Genomic DNA, 15887 nt, shown 5'->3' with positions numbered 1-15887 from the left:
CTTTGTTTGAGCATGATCTTTCCCGAAAACCGGATTCCACTTTTCGGGATCATGCTCTAAAGCGAAGCGGCGGCGGTCTCGGCTTCCGCATAAGCGTCGTAATTCCAGACCCAGGCGCGTTCCTGCCGCTGGGCATCAAGCTTGCGGTCGCGGGCATGCAAATCTCCGCTGGAGGCATCATAGCGAGCACCGCTCACGCGCGACATGCGCTGGACCCCGGCGGTGCGCTCGCGCCGAAGCTGCTCGTAGATCAGCAGCGCCTGTGGCGCTGACTTGCGGTCCGCGTGGCTCAGCACCGTCGCCAGGGCAACGGCGTCTTCGATGGCCTGATTGGCGCCTTGCCCGATGTGCGGCAGCATCGGGTGGGCGGCGTCACCGAGCAGGGTCAGGCGCCCGCGGGTCCAGTTTGCGAGCGGCTCGCGATCGAACAGGCCCCACCGAAACGTTGTTTTCACCTGGGCGATGATCGCCTCGACCATCGGGTCCCAGCCGGCGAACTCGAGGGCAAGGGCGGAGGGATCGCCCCGCGCCGACCATGACTCCTTCAACGGCTCGTCGGTCGTGACAAAGCCGACATAGTTGACGAGCAGGCCGGCGCGCACCGGAAAGACGAGAAAATGCCTGCCTGCACCGAGCCAGTTGCGCATCGCTCCCGGCGGCCACGAGACGCTCGCCGCCGGGATCACCCCGCGATAGGCGACCGATCCCGAATAGAGTGGGGCGGACGGGGTAACGACGAACTGCTGAAGGGTCGAATGGATGCCGTCGGCCGCGATCACGACGTCAGCCGTGGCGCGCAAACCATTGGCGAAAGTGATCACGGCCTGCCCGTCATCCTGCTCGAAGCCGATGCATCTGTGGCCAGCCTTCACACGATCAGCAGGCAGCCGGTCGACGAACATGGCCAGCAGATCGGCGCGGTGCATGCCTTGGAACTCGATTTTGCCGGCAAGCTCGGGCGGCCACATCGCCGCGGCATAGGCGCCATCGGCGCGGCGAAACTGCGGGTCGATCCATCTCGCCCCCAAGCGGAGCAACTCGTCGCCAAGGCCGAGCCGCCGAAGCATCCGCACACCGTTCGGCTGGATGGCGACGCCGGCGCCGACCTCGGCCAGGGCCGCCGCCTGCTCGTAGAGACGAACCTCCATGCCGCGTTGATGCAGGGCGAAAGCCGTGGCGGCGCCACCAATGCCGCCGCCAACGACCGCCACGCGTAGGGGGCTCGTGCTCATGGCTCCGGCTGCTCAAGCATTGTCAGTCCTTGCCGGCACAGCGGCCGCCCTTGACTATGGGCGCCCTGACGCCGGCGCACAAGGCAGGCAAAAATCAACAAGGTGCTGAAAGGCCGTCCCCACATCGACGACGCCATCCGCAACCGCCAGGTGCGGATCGTCTTCAACACCCCGCAGAAGGCGGTGCCGGACTCCAAGTCGCTCCGCCGCGCCACGCTGATGCAGAAGGTGCCGTATTACACGACGCCGTACTACACGACCCTGTCGGGTGCAGCGACTGTGACGGAGGCGATTGCGGTGTAGGAGTATTTTGCCTAGGTGATCAGCTCCCTTCTCCCCGTTCAATGGGGAGAAGGTGCCGGCAGGCAGATGAGGGGCAGCACCGTCCACCTGATGCAAAAATGTATCGGCCAAGCTTCATGACCTTAAACCTTCGTCGCACTTAAAAGGTGGAAATAGTAGTTTCTTTTGCCACCTTACGCCAAGCTGACGCATTCCCTCTCTTTTCTGGAACTTGTTCAATAAGCCCCCTATCGCGAAGTCGATAAAACACCTCTTTCATCTGGTTCTCTGATCTAATCCCGGTTAATTCTCTGGCGACAGAGTTTCGGATTTCGTCGTGAAGTTCGAGGTATTTCAAAACCGCCTCCTCGGGGGTAGCCAGTGGCTTATGCCCGATGGTCACCTTAAGGTAATTTCCTGCTTCTTCGAAAATAGGAGGTTGCAATCTCCATTCTTTCATTTTGTCAAAAGCGGTGTTCAACCCCTCTCCGAGATCCTGATTCGGAGCGTCCTTATATCTTCTCAACCCCTTAACTACTTTAGGATTTCGACTATCACGCACGTCAAGGATGTTGTGCACCGTTACATTCCCAGGTAATTTTCCTGGACTCAATATTTCTATTCTATTTTGAAATATAACTATTTGTATGTCATCTGATATAGAATAGTCACGATGGATCATTGCATTTACGACAATTTCCCATATCGCTTCGGGAGGGTACGATACCTTTGTTAGCCCCGCGGGCGTCAGAATGCTAATTCCTGACATTATCTCTGTAATACGCTTGATTGCTGCGTGAATCTGCTGATAGAGCGGCCCTCCAATCGTTTCATTTATCTTCAAATGATGGCGCTCTGGCTTCTCTTCCTTCGTATCGTAGAAAACAATCCTGGTTTCGCAACGCGTTGGGAAAACCCCTTGAGGATTATCGGCATATAGAAGAACACCAGAAGCCAAAGGCACCCAATCGTCCTGAGCAATAAAACCTTCGTTTATTGCATACGACAGCGAATTCGGAATTATCTTAGCTTCTTCAATGAAACGTTTCATCTCATTCGAATCGACAATAATCTCAGGCTTTACACCATCTATTCTTCGATTCTCGTATGACTGGGCGCCCTTCGAGAAAGCCAGCTGGGTGATCTTCTGAGGTTCCTTTAGGGGGAGACTTTGAGCACCCACTCGGACATACACAGTTTTATCGGAAGTCATACAAACTTCTCGACTCTTATCTATAAATAATCTAATAATATATCCATTATATTCTTGGCAAGATAAAAATTCATATCGAAACCCAACCGAAGGGCTCAACTCGATAATGCTTTGAATAACCTGATTAAATTCCTCTGGGTCCTTCGCACCATCCCATCTTTTACTTAGGTCAGGACTCTCTTTATCGTCTTTTATGCCAACAACAATCTCTCCACCATCCGCATTGGCAAATGCTACAACTGCTTTCTGTACACCTTTCCCTGAGATGGATCTCCCCTTCCGATCAAAGAATTGGTCCTCGACTGTCGAGGCGAGCTTAAGAACTTCCTGTTTCGACACCTCTGGAATCGCCATGATACCCTCAAATCTGGCCAAACCCTTGCCAGACGTCGTTGATCAAGTAACTGCATGCCAATTCTGCCATATTGGCAATGTCGACAGCTTGGCAGATGAATCGGCGCTCCTATCCTGTCAAGATTTGAGAGCGAGTTTCTTTGAAAGACAAGCGGAATTATGAGATTTTGCCCGAGTTCCGTCCTCGCTAATTCTCTTGATGAGCGAGAAGGCGATTTGCCCCTCCCTCACGCCACCGCCACGCACTCGATCTCGATATCGAACTCCATCGGCCAAGACGCCACCGGGACGAAGCTGCGCGCCGGTGGGTTCGTGGAAAAATACTTCGCATAAACCCGGTTGATGGCGTTGTAGAAGCCGGAATTGACGGCATAGATGCGCACCATCACCACGTTTTCCAGTGAGGTGCCGGCCGCTTCCAGGCAGTGTTTCAGTGCCTTCAACGACGCTTCGGTCTGCGTTTCGATGTCGCCGCGCACCATCTCGCCGGTCACCATGTCCACCGGCGGCGTTGCCGAGATGAACACGAAGCCGTTGGCCCTCACCGCTGTCGAGCAGGGAAGGCCGAGCGCCCGCACCTTGGCCGACATGACCGGCACCTCGATGACTTCCTTCTTCATGGCAATATCCCTTTGTTGGTCAGGCTGGCGCAAAGGCCCCCTCACCCAAGCCTCCGCTTCGCTCGGCTGACCTCTCCCCGAGGGGAGAGGAGATTGCCAGCGCGGGCGCCAGTCTCTTCTCCCCAGCGGGGGTCCGAAGGACGGGCGAGGCAAGTGACTCGCCCCGGCGCAGGTGGCCGTGAAGCGGCCGGATGAGGGGTCTTTGCGATAGATTTTAGGGAGCTTATCTCGGCACTGGCGGAACACCAGCGCCGACGCATGGTCCAGGGCTCAAGCCACCGCGACGCACTCGATCTCGATATCGAACTCCATCGGCCATGACGCCACCGGCACGAAGGTCCGTGACGGCGGATTTTCGGGAAAATGCCTGGCATAGACCCGGTTGATGGCGTTGTAGAAGCCGGAATTGACGGCGTAGATGCGCACCATCACCACGTTTTCCAGCGAGGTGTCGGCCGCTTCCAGGCAATGTTTCAGCGCCGTCAGCGACGCTTCGGTCTGTGTTTCGATGTCGCCCCTGACCAGCCTGCCGGTGAAGATATCGAGCGGCGGCGTGCCGGACACGAAGACCAGCCCCGCGGCCCTGGTCACCAGCGACAGCGGCACGCCCAGCGCGCGCACGGCCGCCGACAGCACCGGCACTTCGATGACTTCCTTCTTCATGGCACTCTCCCTTTGTTTGGAACAAGACGGTCGCTTTACGAGGACCCCCACCCCTAACCCCTCCCCACAAGGGGGAGGAGGACAAGGCCGCGCAGACCCACGCCTGATGCCCAAACGTCGGCGGTTTGGCTGGGTCAGCGCATGCGACATTCCCCTCCCCCTTGTGGGGAGGGGTTAGGGGTGAGGGTCCGCTTCGCAAAAAAGCAATGGCGACACCCGGCGGTTTGCAGCGAGCTTATCGCGCCGCCAGCCGAACGCCAGCGCCGACGCAAGGTCCAGAGCAAGGACTCACCCCTGCCCCGGATAGGGCGTGCCATCCTTGTGCAGGAAGCGTCCGTCGGAACTCGGGCTCATCATGTCGATGTCGGAGCAAGAGATGACATCGTCCGGGTTGCGCGAGCCGACCTCGAGATAAAGCGCCGTCGTGGACGACCGGTTGATCAGGTGATGGCCGTTGCCGCTGTTTTTGGCAAAGGTCGCGCAATCGCCGGCGCGCAGCAGCGTCTCGCCGCCGTCCTCGACCAGCGTCAGTTCGCCTTCCAGCACGTAGACGAACTCGTCCTCATGGCTGTGCCAGTGGCGCTGGCTCGACCAGCCGCCCGATGGCAATGTCATCAGGTTGACGCCGAAATCGGTGAGGCCACCGGCATCGCCGAGACGCCGCCGCGTGCGGGACGCACAGGGTTGGTCGAAGGGCGATGGGTAGCCCGAGCCCTTGCGCACGGGCACCGCTGACAGGTCGATCTTGGGCATTGCTGCTCCTCGGATTGATGACCGCAGTCTAATCCACGGCAGGCGCAGGCACAGAGCCACCTTGCGGCGGTCGGTTCGCCAGGCCGCGTTGAAGCGCCCGCCGTGGCGCTCTACGGCGCCCCCCTCTACAGCGTCACCTCGCCCTCATCCTCGCCGTCCCACAGCGCACCATCACACGCATGGTCTGTCCATCTTGACGCTATGGGCGACGAGGCCCCAGCAGAAAGGCTGTCATCGTTGCACTCACGCACGCCACCGCCAACAACGCAACGGCGCCCGAAGAGCTGGGCTTTTGGCGACTTGAAACAGTTTTTTCTGAAGTGGACGCATTTTGAACCAGCCCGTTCAGGTCGGACCTACTGCCGTGTCGAACGGAATAGGCGCGGGTCAACTCTGCACCGAGCAGAAAGATCTCCGATGAATAGTAGACCCAGAGCAGTATGACGAGCAGCCCTCCGGCCGCACCATATGACGATGCGATCGCACTTGTGCCGATATACCAACCGATAAGCGACTTGCCCAATGTGAACAGAGCGGCGGTCACGACAGCACCGATCCCGACATCCCGCCATTCCAAGGCACGATCCGGCAAGACTTTGTAGATAGCGGCGAACATCACGGAGATCAGGGAAAAGGAAATCAAGGTGTTGATCGCGCTCAGAACAAATTCGCCGAACGGCAATTGAGCGCTGATCATGTTGCCCAGAGCCGAGATCGCGGCGCTCGCCACCAGGGACACCAGCAACATAAAGCCGAGTGCGGCGACCAAGCCGAGACTTGCTGCACGCGCCCGCAAGAGACGCGACAGCGAACTCCCCTTCGTTTCAACCTTCCATATTGCATTCAGGGCCTGCTGCATCTCGCCAAAGACGGCAGAGGCGGTGACGAGCAAGGTGGCCACGCCAACGATGGCCGCCAGGGTCCCCGATGATTTGCTGGATGCCCCTTCGAGCGCTGTCTGAAGGAGCGCTGCGCTTTCTGAACCCATCAGCCCCGATATCTGAGCAGACAACGCCAACTGCGCTGCTTGATGACCAAATGCGATGCCAGCTATCGCGACGACAATTATTAGAACTGGGGCCAGCGACGTTGCGGCATAAAAGGCCATCGCCGCGCCATGACTAAGGGCATTGTCGTTGACAAAGCCAACCACGCTTTCTCGCACCAAGTCCCAAATGTTTCTAATTGTGAGTCGCACTTCGAATCCGTGAAGGGGGTCGCAAACCGTCTACTATCAATGCAGCGGATCTTCCGATGTTCCGGCCGACTTGAGCGAGAGCTTCACCAGCGATGTGAAGCGCACGATCAATGGTGCGGAAACCGTGCGCAAGGCGGGCAGGCAAGAACCCGCCTATCTCATTGCGCAGGTGGATGGCGACCATGTGCTGAAAAGCCACTCCGAACTGAAGCTCGGCGGCTGAACCAGCCGGCTGTCAATGACAGCACGCCTTGCCATATTGCAGCTGCTCGTGCCAGTTCGGCCGGCCCTGCGGCGTGAAATCCATCAGGTTCCACAGCGTTTCGCAGGTGCCGATGCCGCGCGGGTCCTGGCCGGGATCCGTCGGGGCGAAATCCAGTTCCGACGACCAGAAATGGCGGATGCCGTCGGCGTCACGATGGAACACCGACAGCAGCGGGATCTGCGCGCCGTCGGCCGCCTCCGCATTGTAGTCGCGCTTGAAGCTGTTGGCGGCCGAGGACACCAGCCGCATGTTCTTCCAGCCTCTGTCGCGGCCGAGCGTGACCAGGTTTTCGAGCGCGGTCTTGCCCACCACGGCGAAATTGAAGCCGGCCGCCGTGAGATGGCCGACCGCGCCGTCGAACTGGTCGAGCAGCGCCGTGCAGGACGGGCATGGCTGGTCCGGCCTCGCCAGCTTCGCCGTCCCGCCGCTGGTCGCCACGTCGCGCGTCTCCTGCGGATGGCGCGGAAACATCATGTTGTACAGGATGAGGGAATCCTTGCCCGGCTCGAACAGCTCCGAAAGCCTGACCTTGGCGGGCTTGCCATCGGCGTCCAGCGCGTCGAACATATAGTCCTGGCGGATCAGCCCGCCCGGCGGCAGCGCGCGGCGCGCCACGGCGACGTCCTCCATGGCGCGGCGCAGCTCGATTTCCTTCTGCAGCAGTTTTTCGCGGGCGGTGCGATATCGGGCGGATTCGTTGGGAAAGGTGATCATGATCGGCTCCTTGGGTCACGACGCCGGCGTCCCGGCGCGGTTGCTCTGCGACCCAAGGACGTTCCGCGGCCATCCCTTCCGACATTTTTGCGCATGGCGGGATGGCGTTGTATCTGTTCGGCACCGCGATCCGGGGGACAACCATGCACGACGACGAGATCGACCTGCGCTGCCCGCAAGTGGTGGCCGACAATGCCGCCAAGGGCCTCAGGCTGCGCAAGCAGTTCGGCCGGGGCGGCACCGAGATCGGCGTGGCGCGGGCGACCGAACTGAAGAACCGGGAAAAGCTCGCCCCCTCCACCATCCGCCGCATGGTCAGCTATTTCGCCCGCCACGAGGTCGACAAACGCGGCAGGAACTATGGCAACGAGGCGAACCCGTCGGCCGGCTACATCGCCTGGCTTTTGTGGGGCGGCGACGAGGGCCGCGCCCGGGCGCTCGATCTCAAGCAGAAGATCGGCAACGCACCGGACATCTAGGGAGAAGATCGTGCATGAAGGCGGGTCCCGAAACCCCCGCCCCGGAACCCGCCACGGAGGGGCCGACACATGCCGGTGCAGCCTCCTCCTGTGCCCAGCCGATCGACGATCCCGGATCGGCTGAATGGCGTCATGACGCTGCGTTAGCACGGGCCGGCAGCCGCCTATGTGAAGCGGCTCACAATGCGCGGGTGGTTTGCGCCCGGCGGCGGGAAAATCGGCCGGCACCAATCGACAGGATGCGACAGGCCCTAGCCTTCCCAGGCGACCGGCGTCATCCCCAGCCGCTCATAGAGCCGGACGGCGGCGGCGTTCTCCACCGTGTTGGTCTTCAGGTCGACACACTCGGCGCCCCGTTCGCGAAAGGTGGCGAAGCTGTGCCACATCAGCGCCTCGGCGATGCCCTTGCCGCGCGCCTCGGGGTGAACGGCGAGGTCCTTGACGAAGGCGCGGGACCAGCACAGCGCAGCCGCCGCCAGCCGGCCCCTGGCGTCGATGACCAGGAAGCACAGCGCCGGATCGAATTCAGGGTCGTTGGCGACACGCGGCCACCACTCCTCGAACGGGCCATCGGTGCCGTCGTCGAACACTTCGCTCAGCAGTGCATGCAAGGCCGGCGCGTCGCCGGGCTCGAAGCAGCGCATGACGAAGCCATCGGGCCAGCGCGGTGGAACGAGCGTCTCGTCGAGGATCTTGCGCAGCCGGATGTCGTTCGGGGCCGGCGGACGCGGTTCAGGCATCGCGCTCAGGCGTCGGGCTGCGGACGCCGCTTGCGGTCGGTGCCGAGGCCGGTCGCCTCGAGCAGGCCCTTGCGCTTGGCGTCGAAATAATAGCCGGTCTGGTAGAGCCAGTCGGCGCGCTTGGCGTTGCCGCCGGCCACCAGCCAGGCGCCGCGCAGATATTTCACCGCGTATTTCAAATTGGTCTCGGCGTCGAACAGGCCCTTGGCCGGCCCGTCATAACCCATGCCGCGCGCCGTTGCGTGCTTGATCTGCATCAGCCCCCAATGGCCATTGTTGTAGGCTTTCGGGTTGAAGGTGCTCTCGCGGTTGACGACATGGCGCACCAGGTCCGCCGGCACCTGGTAGAGCGCGGCGTATTTGACGATCAGCCGGTCGACGTCGCCGCGCATGCCGGTCGCATGCTCTTCTTCGGCCGGACCAACCGGCGCGGCCGGGAACTGCACCAGGGCAGCCGGGTTCTGCGGCACGACATAGGCCGCCTGCTGCACGCCGGGCATCATCGACGCCTGGGACACCGTGCCGGCGGCGAGCGGGGGCAGCTTGCCCGAGGCCGGCGTGACGCCGGCAATGGCATAGGCGGTCGCGGCCGTGGCGTTGGTCTTGACCACGGCGGGCGCCGCGTTGGCGGTCATCACCGCGGGCACGGCCGGCGCTGTCGGGGTCGATCCGGCAAAGGCGGCGGTCGCGGCGGCCGCCGGCTGGGCGGCGGGATCGAGTGCCGGCGCGGTGGGGCCAGCCGAGAGGTCGGCAGCCTGCACGGGGGCAATGCCGGATGATTCCGGCAGCACCGAAACCGTCTCCGGCAAAGGAATGGTGAAGCCGGCGTCGGCGCCCGCGGCGGTCGCGGTTTCGGTCAGGGCAGGCGCGGACTTCATCTGCGAGGTCGACGTACAGCCACTGAGGCCGGCAGCGGCGATGATGACGCCGATCGCGATAAGATTGAGTTTTGCTGGCAAGCCGCGCTCGGGTCCGGTTCGTCGGGTCGTTAAGAAATCCCTTACACCAGCGATTCCCGACGGGCAATCGGGGCCATCAGGTGGTTTTCGGGTGGCGAGACTCGGGGCCTGATGCCATATTGTTCCTGATATGTACCGGCACCAATGCCGGTTTTCGCCGCTTTGCGGAAAGGAGCGCATCATGGAAACGACATCTTCGATCACAGCCGGCCACGCAGTGTTAGAAACAGTGATCGGTTTCATGGGCATCGCCTGGAGCGAAAAGGGCCTGATCCGGCTCTGCCTGCCCGAACGCAGCCGCGAAGCGGTGGAGCGGCGGCTGATGCGCCATGCCGGTGTTTCAGCCTCGACGGCGCAGCCGCCATGGGTGGTCGAACTGATCGCCTCGATCAAGGCCTATGCGGCGGGCGAGGACGTCGACTTCACTGGCGTGCCGGTCGATCTGGCCGGCATCGACGATTTCCGCCTCGCCATCTATGACGCGGCGCGAAAACTCGCCTTTGGCGAAACCACCACCTATGGCGAGCTGGCCAAGACCGCCGGCCATGCCGGGCTTGCGCGCGAAACCGGGGCGGCGCTTGGCGCCAATCCGGTGCCGCTGGTCATCCCTTGCCATCGCATCCTTGCCGCCGGCGGCAAGATCGGCGGCTTCTCGGCGCCCGGCGGTTCCGTCACCAAGGAAAAGATGCTGGCCATGGAAGGCGTGCGCGTCGGCCCGCCGCCGCCGGCGCAGGTTTCCTTCGGGTTTTGAACCAGGGCCGCAAGCCCGGACAAAGCGCCTAGTTGGTGTGGAAGAACCGCCGGCGGAAATGCCGCTCATTGTCCGGCCGCTTGCAGTTGTAGACCGGGCAGGACTTCGTGTCGGCGCTCGGCACGTAGGCGCGCGTCCTCACCTCGCCCATGGTGCAGAATTGCTGGCTCTGCACATAGCGGTCGTAGAGCGGCAGTCCCGGCACCCGCGTCGACTGGTAGCGCAGGATGACGGCCCCCTGCCGCGCGATCGTCGCCTGAACCTTGCCGCAGCTCATGCGCGTCGGGTCGTAGCGCGAGATCGCCTGCGCCTGGGCGGCCACCAGCGTCATACAGGCGGCAAGCAGAATGGTCTTCATGGTCCTCTCCCCAAACCCTGATCCGCCGCTCGAAAACGGCGCGATCCGTGGCAACGGTTTCACCAGATTGGGGCGGCCATTGGGCGGCATCTCGATCACGGCTTTCTCACGCAGTCTTGTTTTTTGTGCGAAAGTGGCCTATATGAGGTCCATTGATATTTCGGCCGATCGATCCGGGCCTCGCGATCTTCGCGTTTGCTGACGTCTATCTCCAAAATCTCGATGCACACCGGCTGGACTTCGGTCTGGTCAATCTAAAGCAAATGTTGAAGGACTATCTAAAATGGCAACTGGAACGGTCAAGTGGTTCAACGCCACCAAGGGCTTCGGCTTCATTCAGCCTGACGCGGGCGGCGCGGACGTTTTCGTCCACATCTCCGCAGTCGAGCGCGCTGGACTGTCGACCCTGGTCGAAGGCCAGAAGATCAACTTCGAGATCGAGCAGGACCGCCGCACTGGCAAGTCGTCCGCTGGATCTCTGAGCAAGGCAGCCTGATTTTGCGAATGGCGCGCGCCGGGCGAGAGCCCGGGGCGTGCGGCAAGTCACGGATGTACTGACAGTCGCGCGAGAAGCGCGCCGGAGCGGAAAGACCCGACAAGCTGGATCAGCAGATAGCTGCCAGCCCGGACCAGACGCTCCCGATCAGGCTACCGGAAATGGGAAGGCGGGATTTATCCCGCCTTTTTGTTTGTCTGCACTCAGGCGATTGGCGAAACCGGCAGAGCTGCGTCCTTCTCCCCGTCACTATATGGGGAGAAGGACGCTCTCGCGGGAGCTTTCGCCAATCGCCGAGATGGCTTACCCCACCCACTCGATCGGCACATGCCGCGGATCCGCCTCCACCCTCTTCAGCCAGGCGGCGACCGCCGGATAGGCGTCGAGCTGGAAGCCGCCCTGCTCCGCCGTATGCGTATAGGCATAGAGCGCGATGTCTGCGACGCTGAACGCACCGCCGGCGAAGAAGGCGTTGTCCTCCAGATGCTTGTTCATCACGCCGAGCGCCTTGTTGCCGCGCTCCAGCGTCATCGCCAACCGCTCCGGCGTCGCATCCTTGGCGCGTTCGGGGAAAGTCAGCAGCGCCTTGCGCACGGCAATGTAGGGCTCGTGGCTGTATTGCTCGAAGAACAGCCACTGATAAGCCAGCCCGCGTTGATACTTGTCCGCCGGCAGGAAACGTGTGCCTTCGGCCAGATAGAGCAGGATGGCGTTGGATTCGGCCAACCGCCGGCCGTCGTCGAGTTCGAGCAGCGGCACCATGGCGTTCGGATTCTTGGCGACAAACTCCGCCTTTCGCGTCTCGCCGGTATGCGAGCTCACTTCGACATTGGTGAAGGCGAGGCCGAGCTTGGCCATCAGCAGGCGCGGCTTGTAGCAATTGCCGCTGTCGATCATGCCGTAGAGTATCATTGCCGTTCCCCGAAGCGCTGCCTTTCCTGGCGCGATTATCGCAGCGGCGGCAGCCGCTACCAGTGATTTGTTTTGGCAAGACCATCAGCGCCGCTGATGTGTGGAGCGCGGTCGTTCAAGGGCGTGTCGAGATTCAGGTCAGGCCGAGCCGAGAACGATGGTCTTTGAGAACCGGAGCGGAACGTACTTGTGGTACGTGAGCACCGGAAGCGCAGAAGACCGCCGTTCGCAGGCCGGTATCACCTGAATATCGGCACGCCCTAGCCGAACAGCGGAATGACCTTGCTGTCCCTGCCGAGCAGCGTGTCGACGGACAACGGCTTTTCCTCGAAGACCGTTCCGGCCAGAGCGGGGCGGGCCAGGTGATAGCCTTGCAGCAGGTCGACGCCGCCTTCCAGCGCGACGCGCAGATGGGTCGGGTTCTCGATGCCTTCGACCAGCACCTTGGCGCCGCGGTCGTGCAAGGTGGAAACCAGCGGGCGGAAGAACCGCTCGGCGGCGGCATGGCGGCAGAACTCCGCGAACCAGGTGCCGTCGATCTTGACGATGTCGGGACTGAGCAGGCTCACCCGCTCCTCGGTGGAGTGACCGGTGCCGAAATCGTCGATGGCGATGCGGATGCCGTCGCGCCGCATTTCGCGCACCAGCCGCATGAGAAGCGCGTCGTCGGCCGACTGTTCGGTGATTTCGCAAACCAGCATGGCGGGGGCGAGGCCGAAGTCAGCGAGATGCCTGGTCATCAACCGGATTTCGGCCAGCGCCCGTCCGGGATGGTCATTGATCAGCGGATTGTAGTTGAAGAACAGATCAAGCCCTTCGACGCCGATGTTGTGAAAATTCCGCAGATGCAACACCCGGCACATGGTCTCGACAAACAGCCGGTCCGAAGCGGCAACGCCATCGAAGAACACCCGCGCCGCACTGGGCCGGCCGGCACGGTGCGGCTCGATGAGGGCTTCGACCGCCACGGCGTGAAGGAAGCGGCCGCGTGGCGCGAAGATCGGCTGATAGGCGCTGCGCAGCCGGAATTCGCCATGGATGCCGTACTCGATGCCAACTTCGTCGATATGGATCGCATCGTCGACATTGCGCCGCCGCTCCAGCCTCATGTCGCCACCCTGCGCCCGAACGCTTTCGCCGGCCGCGCCGAATGCGCTGCCGTGGCGGAAACAGGCGTGTCGCCGGCAACGGCGGCAGCGGGTGTCTGCCTGTCCTTGTCTAGGACGCGAAAGCTGGTCGGCGCCAGCTCGGGCCGCGCCAGCACGAAACCCTGCACCATCGAGGCTCCCGATTTCTCGGCGAGCTCCAGCTGCCATGCCTCCTCGATGCCCTCGAACACCGTATGGATGCCTTGTTCCTCGAAGCTCCTCACCATGGTGGTCAAGAGCGCGAAACCGGCACCGGATTCCATCAGCTGCGTGATCCAGGTGGCGTCGAACTTGACGATATCGGGCTTCAGTTCCTTGATGCGGTTGATGTCGGAGTCATCGGCGCCATAGTCGTCAACGGCGATGCGGAAGCCGTTGGCCTTGAGTGTCGCGACGAAGCTGTGCAGGGTTTCCTGCGACGCCGACCTCTGCTCGGTCACTTCGCAGACGACACGGCGTGGATCGATGCCCGCCTCGTGCAGCACCAGCCGCATTTCGCGCAGGGCCTTGTCGGCAACACTGCGTTCGGTGAACACCGACGGGTCGAAATTGATGAAGATCGACGCCTCCTGCGGCAGGCAGGCGCCGGCGTTCAGCAGATGCAGCGTCCTGGTCAGCGCCTCGACATGCAGGCGGTCGGCGGACGGGCAGGTGCTGAAGAAATTCATCGGCGATTGCGGCTGGCCGTCGCGGAACGGCCGGATCAGACCTTCGAACGCGACCACCGCCAGCTTGCCTTCCTTGAAGGCGAAGATCGGCTGGAAGGCGCTTTGCAGCGTGTAGATGCCCCAGACACCGGTGGAGGTGCCGTCGTCCTGACGGATGATATGGGCAAGCCCGATGCTGCGCGACACGGTCCCTCGCTCCGCGAATGGATTGCCATCCTGCCACTCAAGCCTCTACCGCCCGTTAATGAATTTATTGTTGCCGATCACGGGTCCTTGAGATCTGGATCAGCCGACAATGCTTGCACTGCGCGAAATCATGCGACATGAGAAGCGCCGCGGCTGATCCTGGCCGTGCCGATCCTCTGTTGGAGACGTTCAAGGTCATGGCCTTCCTTGCCGACACCCTTTCCCGTGTGAAGCCTTCCGCCACCATCGCGGTGACGCAGAAAGCGCGCGAGCTGAAAAATGCCGGCCGTGACATTATCGGGCTGGGCGCTGGCGAGCCGGATTTCGACACGCCCGACAACATCAAGAATGCGGCGATCGAGGCGATCCGCCGTGGCGAGACCAAGTATCCGCCGGTTTCGGGCATCGCGCCGCTGCGCGAGGCGATCGCGAAAAAGTTCAAGCGCGAGAACAATCTCGACTACAAGCCCGAGCAGACCATCGTCGGCACCGGCGGCAAGCAGATCCTGTTCAACGCCTTCATGGCGACGCTGAACCCCGGTGACGAGGTCATCATCCCCCGCCCCTACTGGGTCAGCTACCCCGAAATGGTGGCGATCTGCGGCGGCACCTCGGTGTTTGCCGACACCTCGATCGAGAATGGTTTCAAATTGACAGCGGCGGTGCTGGAACAGGCGATCACACCGAAGACCAAATGGCTGCTGATGAACTCGCCGTCGAACCCGTCGGGCGCTGCCTACACGCAGGCGGAACTGCGCGCGCTGGCCGATGTCCTGTTGAAGCATCCCCATGTCTGGACGCTGACCGACGACATGTACGAGCACCTGACCTATGGCGACTTCGTCTTCAAGACCATCGCCGAGGTCGAGCCGAAGCTCTATGAGCGCACGCTGACCATGAACGGCGTGTCGAAGGCCTATGCGATGACCGGCTGGCGCATCGGCTATGCGGCCGGCCCGGTCCAGCTGATCAAGGCGATGGACATGATCCAGGGCCAGCAGACCTCCGGCGCCTGCACCATCGCGCAATGGGCGTCGGTGGAAGCGCTGAACGGCCCGCAGGACTTCATTGCCAGGAACAAGGCGATCTTCCAAGGCAGGCGCGATCTCGTCGTGTCGATGCTCAACCAGGCGCGCGGCATCACCTGCCCGTCGCCGGAAGGCGCCTTCTATGTCTATCCGTCCTGCGCCCAGCTGATCGGCAAGAAGACCAAGGCCGGCAAGGTGATCGACACCGACGAGGCCTTCTGCTCGGAACTGCTCGAGGCCGAGGGGGTCGCGGTGGTGTTCGGCTCAGCCTTTGGCCTTGGCCCGAACTTCCGTATCTCCTACGCCACCTCGGAGACAATGCTGGAGGAAGCCTGCACGCGCATCCAGCGGTTCACCGCGTCACTGACCTGATCAGATACGCCATAGTGGAAATGAAAAACCCGGCTCACGCCGGGTTTTTTGCGAGCTCGGTCGGCACTCAGCCGCCATATTGCGCTGACGTCACCGCTTCCAGCCAGTCGGCATGGACACCGTCCAGCGCCTCCTGCATGGCGATATGGGTCATCGCCGATTTCGGCGCCGCGCCATGCCAGTGCTTTTCCCCAGGCGCGAACGAGATGACGTCGCCGGCCCTGATCTCCTGGACCGCCTCTCCCCATGTCTGCGCAAGGCCGGCGCCCGCGGTGACATAGAGCGTCTGGCCAAGCGGATGCGTGTGCCAATGGGTGCGCGCGCCCGGCTCGAAGCTGACCAGCGTGGCCCGCAGCCGCGCCGGCGCCTCCTTATCGATGATCGGCGTCTGCAGCACCCGGCCGGTGAAATATTTTTCCGGCGCTACGATGGTCGGCACGCTGCCACAGGCAATGATCTTCATGGTCGGTGGGTCCTTGATCTGGTGGCGGACTGG

The 15887-nt window shown here is 62.0% G+C and carries 19 protein-coding genes and 1 pseudogene; 6 read left to right on the top strand and 14 right to left on the bottom strand.

Translation table 11 applies throughout. The features are described 5' to 3' along the window. Window positions 1-56: 56 nt before the first annotated feature. Complete coding sequence (locus AC56QQ_RS11065) at window positions 57-1232, bottom strand: FAD-dependent monooxygenase (protein WP_497127026.1); 1176 nt, start codon at window positions 1230-1232, stop codon at window positions 57-59. Window positions 1233-1322: 90 nt separating this feature from the next. On the opposite strand from AC56QQ_RS11065, the pseudogene AC56QQ_RS11060 reads away from it, so the two are divergent. Continuing rightward, window positions 1323-1535, top strand: a pseudogene (locus AC56QQ_RS11060) (hypothetical protein); the annotation flags it as partial. A 139-nt stretch (window positions 1536-1674) separates the two neighbouring features. On the opposite strand, the gene AC56QQ_RS11055 reads toward AC56QQ_RS11060, so the two are convergent. The 5 genes from AC56QQ_RS11055 to AC56QQ_RS11035 all read right to left on the bottom strand — a co-directional run bounded on the left by AC56QQ_RS11055 (window position 1675) and on the right by AC56QQ_RS11035 (window position 6270). Next, entirely contained in the window at window positions 1675-3081 is a 1407-nt protein-coding gene (locus tag AC56QQ_RS11055; protein WP_497127024.1) for an RNA/DNA-binding domain-containing protein, read from the bottom strand. A gap of 227 nt (window positions 3082-3308) precedes the next feature. After that, complete coding sequence (locus AC56QQ_RS11050; protein ID WP_091579332.1) at window positions 3309-3701, bottom strand: RidA family protein; 393 nt, start codon at window positions 3699-3701, stop codon at window positions 3309-3311. A 270-nt stretch (window positions 3702-3971) separates the two neighbouring features. Next, window positions 3972-4364 carry a RidA family protein gene (locus AC56QQ_RS11045; RefSeq protein ID WP_497127022.1) on the bottom strand — a complete coding sequence of 131 codons (393 nt, stop codon included), beginning with the start codon at window positions 4362-4364 and terminating at the stop codon, window positions 3972-3974. 288 nt (window positions 4365-4652) lie between these two features. Beyond that, the gene (locus AC56QQ_RS11040; protein ID WP_497127020.1) at window positions 4653-5117 is read right to left on the bottom strand and encodes a cupin domain-containing protein; all 465 of its coding nucleotides are present in this window, start codon (window positions 5115-5117) and stop codon (window positions 4653-4655) included. Between the two features lie 199 nt (window positions 5118-5316). Then, window positions 5317-6270, bottom strand: a complete 954-nt coding sequence (locus AC56QQ_RS11035; RefSeq protein WP_497127018.1) for a YihY/virulence factor BrkB family protein — start codon at window positions 6268-6270, stop codon at window positions 5317-5319. 115 nt (window positions 6271-6385) lie between these two features. On the opposite strand from AC56QQ_RS11035, the gene AC56QQ_RS11030 reads away from it, so the two are divergent. Further along, entirely contained in the window at window positions 6386-6538 is a 153-nt protein-coding gene (locus AC56QQ_RS11030; RefSeq protein ID WP_497127016.1) for a hypothetical protein, read from the top strand. Window positions 6539-6550: 12 nt separating this feature from the next. Here AC56QQ_RS11030 and AC56QQ_RS11025 read toward each other — a convergent pair whose 3' ends face one another. Beyond that, a complete protein-coding gene (locus tag AC56QQ_RS11025; RefSeq protein WP_497127014.1) occupies window positions 6551-7294 on the bottom strand; it encodes a DUF899 family protein in 744 nt (247 codons plus the stop codon). Window positions 7295-7437: 143 nt separating this feature from the next. Between AC56QQ_RS11025 and AC56QQ_RS11020 the strand changes: the two genes are divergently transcribed. Next, window positions 7438-7773, top strand: coding sequence for a hypothetical protein (locus AC56QQ_RS11020; protein WP_497128936.1), 336 nt, complete (start codon window positions 7438-7440; stop codon window positions 7771-7773). A gap of 251 nt (window positions 7774-8024) precedes the next feature. Here the strand turns inward: AC56QQ_RS11020 and AC56QQ_RS11015 are convergent, their stop codons facing one another. Continuing rightward, window positions 8025-8513: a GNAT family N-acetyltransferase gene (locus tag AC56QQ_RS11015; RefSeq protein WP_497127012.1), complete on the bottom strand. Its 489-nt coding sequence runs from the start codon at window positions 8511-8513 to the stop codon at window positions 8025-8027. Between the two features lie 5 nt (window positions 8514-8518). Beyond that, a complete protein-coding gene (locus tag AC56QQ_RS11010) occupies window positions 8519-9472 on the bottom strand; it encodes a transglycosylase SLT domain-containing protein (protein ID WP_497127010.1) in 954 nt (317 codons plus the stop codon). 181 nt (window positions 9473-9653) lie between these two features. Between AC56QQ_RS11010 and AC56QQ_RS11005 the strand changes: the two genes are divergently transcribed. Next, on the top strand, window positions 9654-10223 hold the full coding sequence (locus AC56QQ_RS11005) for a methylated-DNA--[protein]-cysteine S-methyltransferase (RefSeq protein WP_497127008.1): 570 nt from the start codon (window positions 9654-9656) through the stop codon (window positions 10221-10223). 28 nt (window positions 10224-10251) lie between these two features. On the opposite strand, the gene AC56QQ_RS11000 is transcribed toward AC56QQ_RS11005, so the two are convergent. Then, window positions 10252-10581 carry a hypothetical protein gene (locus tag AC56QQ_RS11000; protein WP_497127006.1) on the bottom strand — a complete coding sequence of 110 codons (330 nt, stop codon included), beginning with the start codon at window positions 10579-10581 and terminating at the stop codon, window positions 10252-10254. Window positions 10582-10864: 283 nt separating this feature from the next. On the opposite strand from AC56QQ_RS11000, the gene AC56QQ_RS10995 reads away from it, so the two are divergent. Continuing rightward, window positions 10865-11077: a cold-shock protein gene (locus tag AC56QQ_RS10995; protein WP_010910991.1), complete on the top strand. Its 213-nt coding sequence runs from the start codon at window positions 10865-10867 to the stop codon at window positions 11075-11077. A 303-nt stretch (window positions 11078-11380) separates the two neighbouring features. On the opposite strand, the gene AC56QQ_RS10990 is transcribed toward AC56QQ_RS10995, so the two are convergent. From AC56QQ_RS10990 to AC56QQ_RS10980, 3 genes are all read right to left on the bottom strand, one after another. Beyond that, window positions 11381-11989 carry a glutathione S-transferase family protein gene (locus tag AC56QQ_RS10990; RefSeq protein ID WP_497127004.1) on the bottom strand — a complete coding sequence of 203 codons (609 nt, stop codon included), beginning with the start codon at window positions 11987-11989 and terminating at the stop codon, window positions 11381-11383. A gap of 260 nt (window positions 11990-12249) precedes the next feature. Beyond that, window positions 12250-13098, bottom strand: a complete 849-nt coding sequence (locus tag AC56QQ_RS10985) for an EAL domain-containing protein (RefSeq protein ID WP_489862748.1) — start codon at window positions 13096-13098, stop codon at window positions 12250-12252. Then, the gene (locus tag AC56QQ_RS10980) at window positions 13095-13991 is read right to left on the bottom strand and encodes an EAL domain-containing protein (RefSeq protein ID WP_497127002.1); all 897 of its coding nucleotides are present in this window, start codon (window positions 13989-13991) and stop codon (window positions 13095-13097) included. Before AC56QQ_RS10980 ends, AC56QQ_RS10985 begins: the two co-directional genes overlap by 4 nt. A 197-nt stretch (window positions 13992-14188) precedes the next feature. Between AC56QQ_RS10980 and AC56QQ_RS10975 the strand changes: the two genes are divergently transcribed. Then, window positions 14189-15391: a pyridoxal phosphate-dependent aminotransferase gene (locus AC56QQ_RS10975; RefSeq protein ID WP_497128934.1), complete on the top strand. Its 1203-nt coding sequence runs from the start codon at window positions 14189-14191 to the stop codon at window positions 15389-15391. Window positions 15392-15458: 67 nt separating this feature from the next. Here AC56QQ_RS10975 and AC56QQ_RS10970 read toward each other — a convergent pair whose 3' ends face one another. After that, window positions 15459-15854: a (R)-mandelonitrile lyase gene (locus tag AC56QQ_RS10970; RefSeq protein ID WP_497127000.1), complete on the bottom strand. Its 396-nt coding sequence runs from the start codon at window positions 15852-15854 to the stop codon at window positions 15459-15461. Window positions 15855-15887 lie beyond the last annotated feature (33 nt).

It is taken from the genome of Mesorhizobium sp. RCAM 05099 (genome assembly GCF_059683685.1).
The sequence above is the reverse complement of the archived record's forward strand: the minus strand, read 5'-3'. Positions and strand labels throughout refer to the sequence as shown.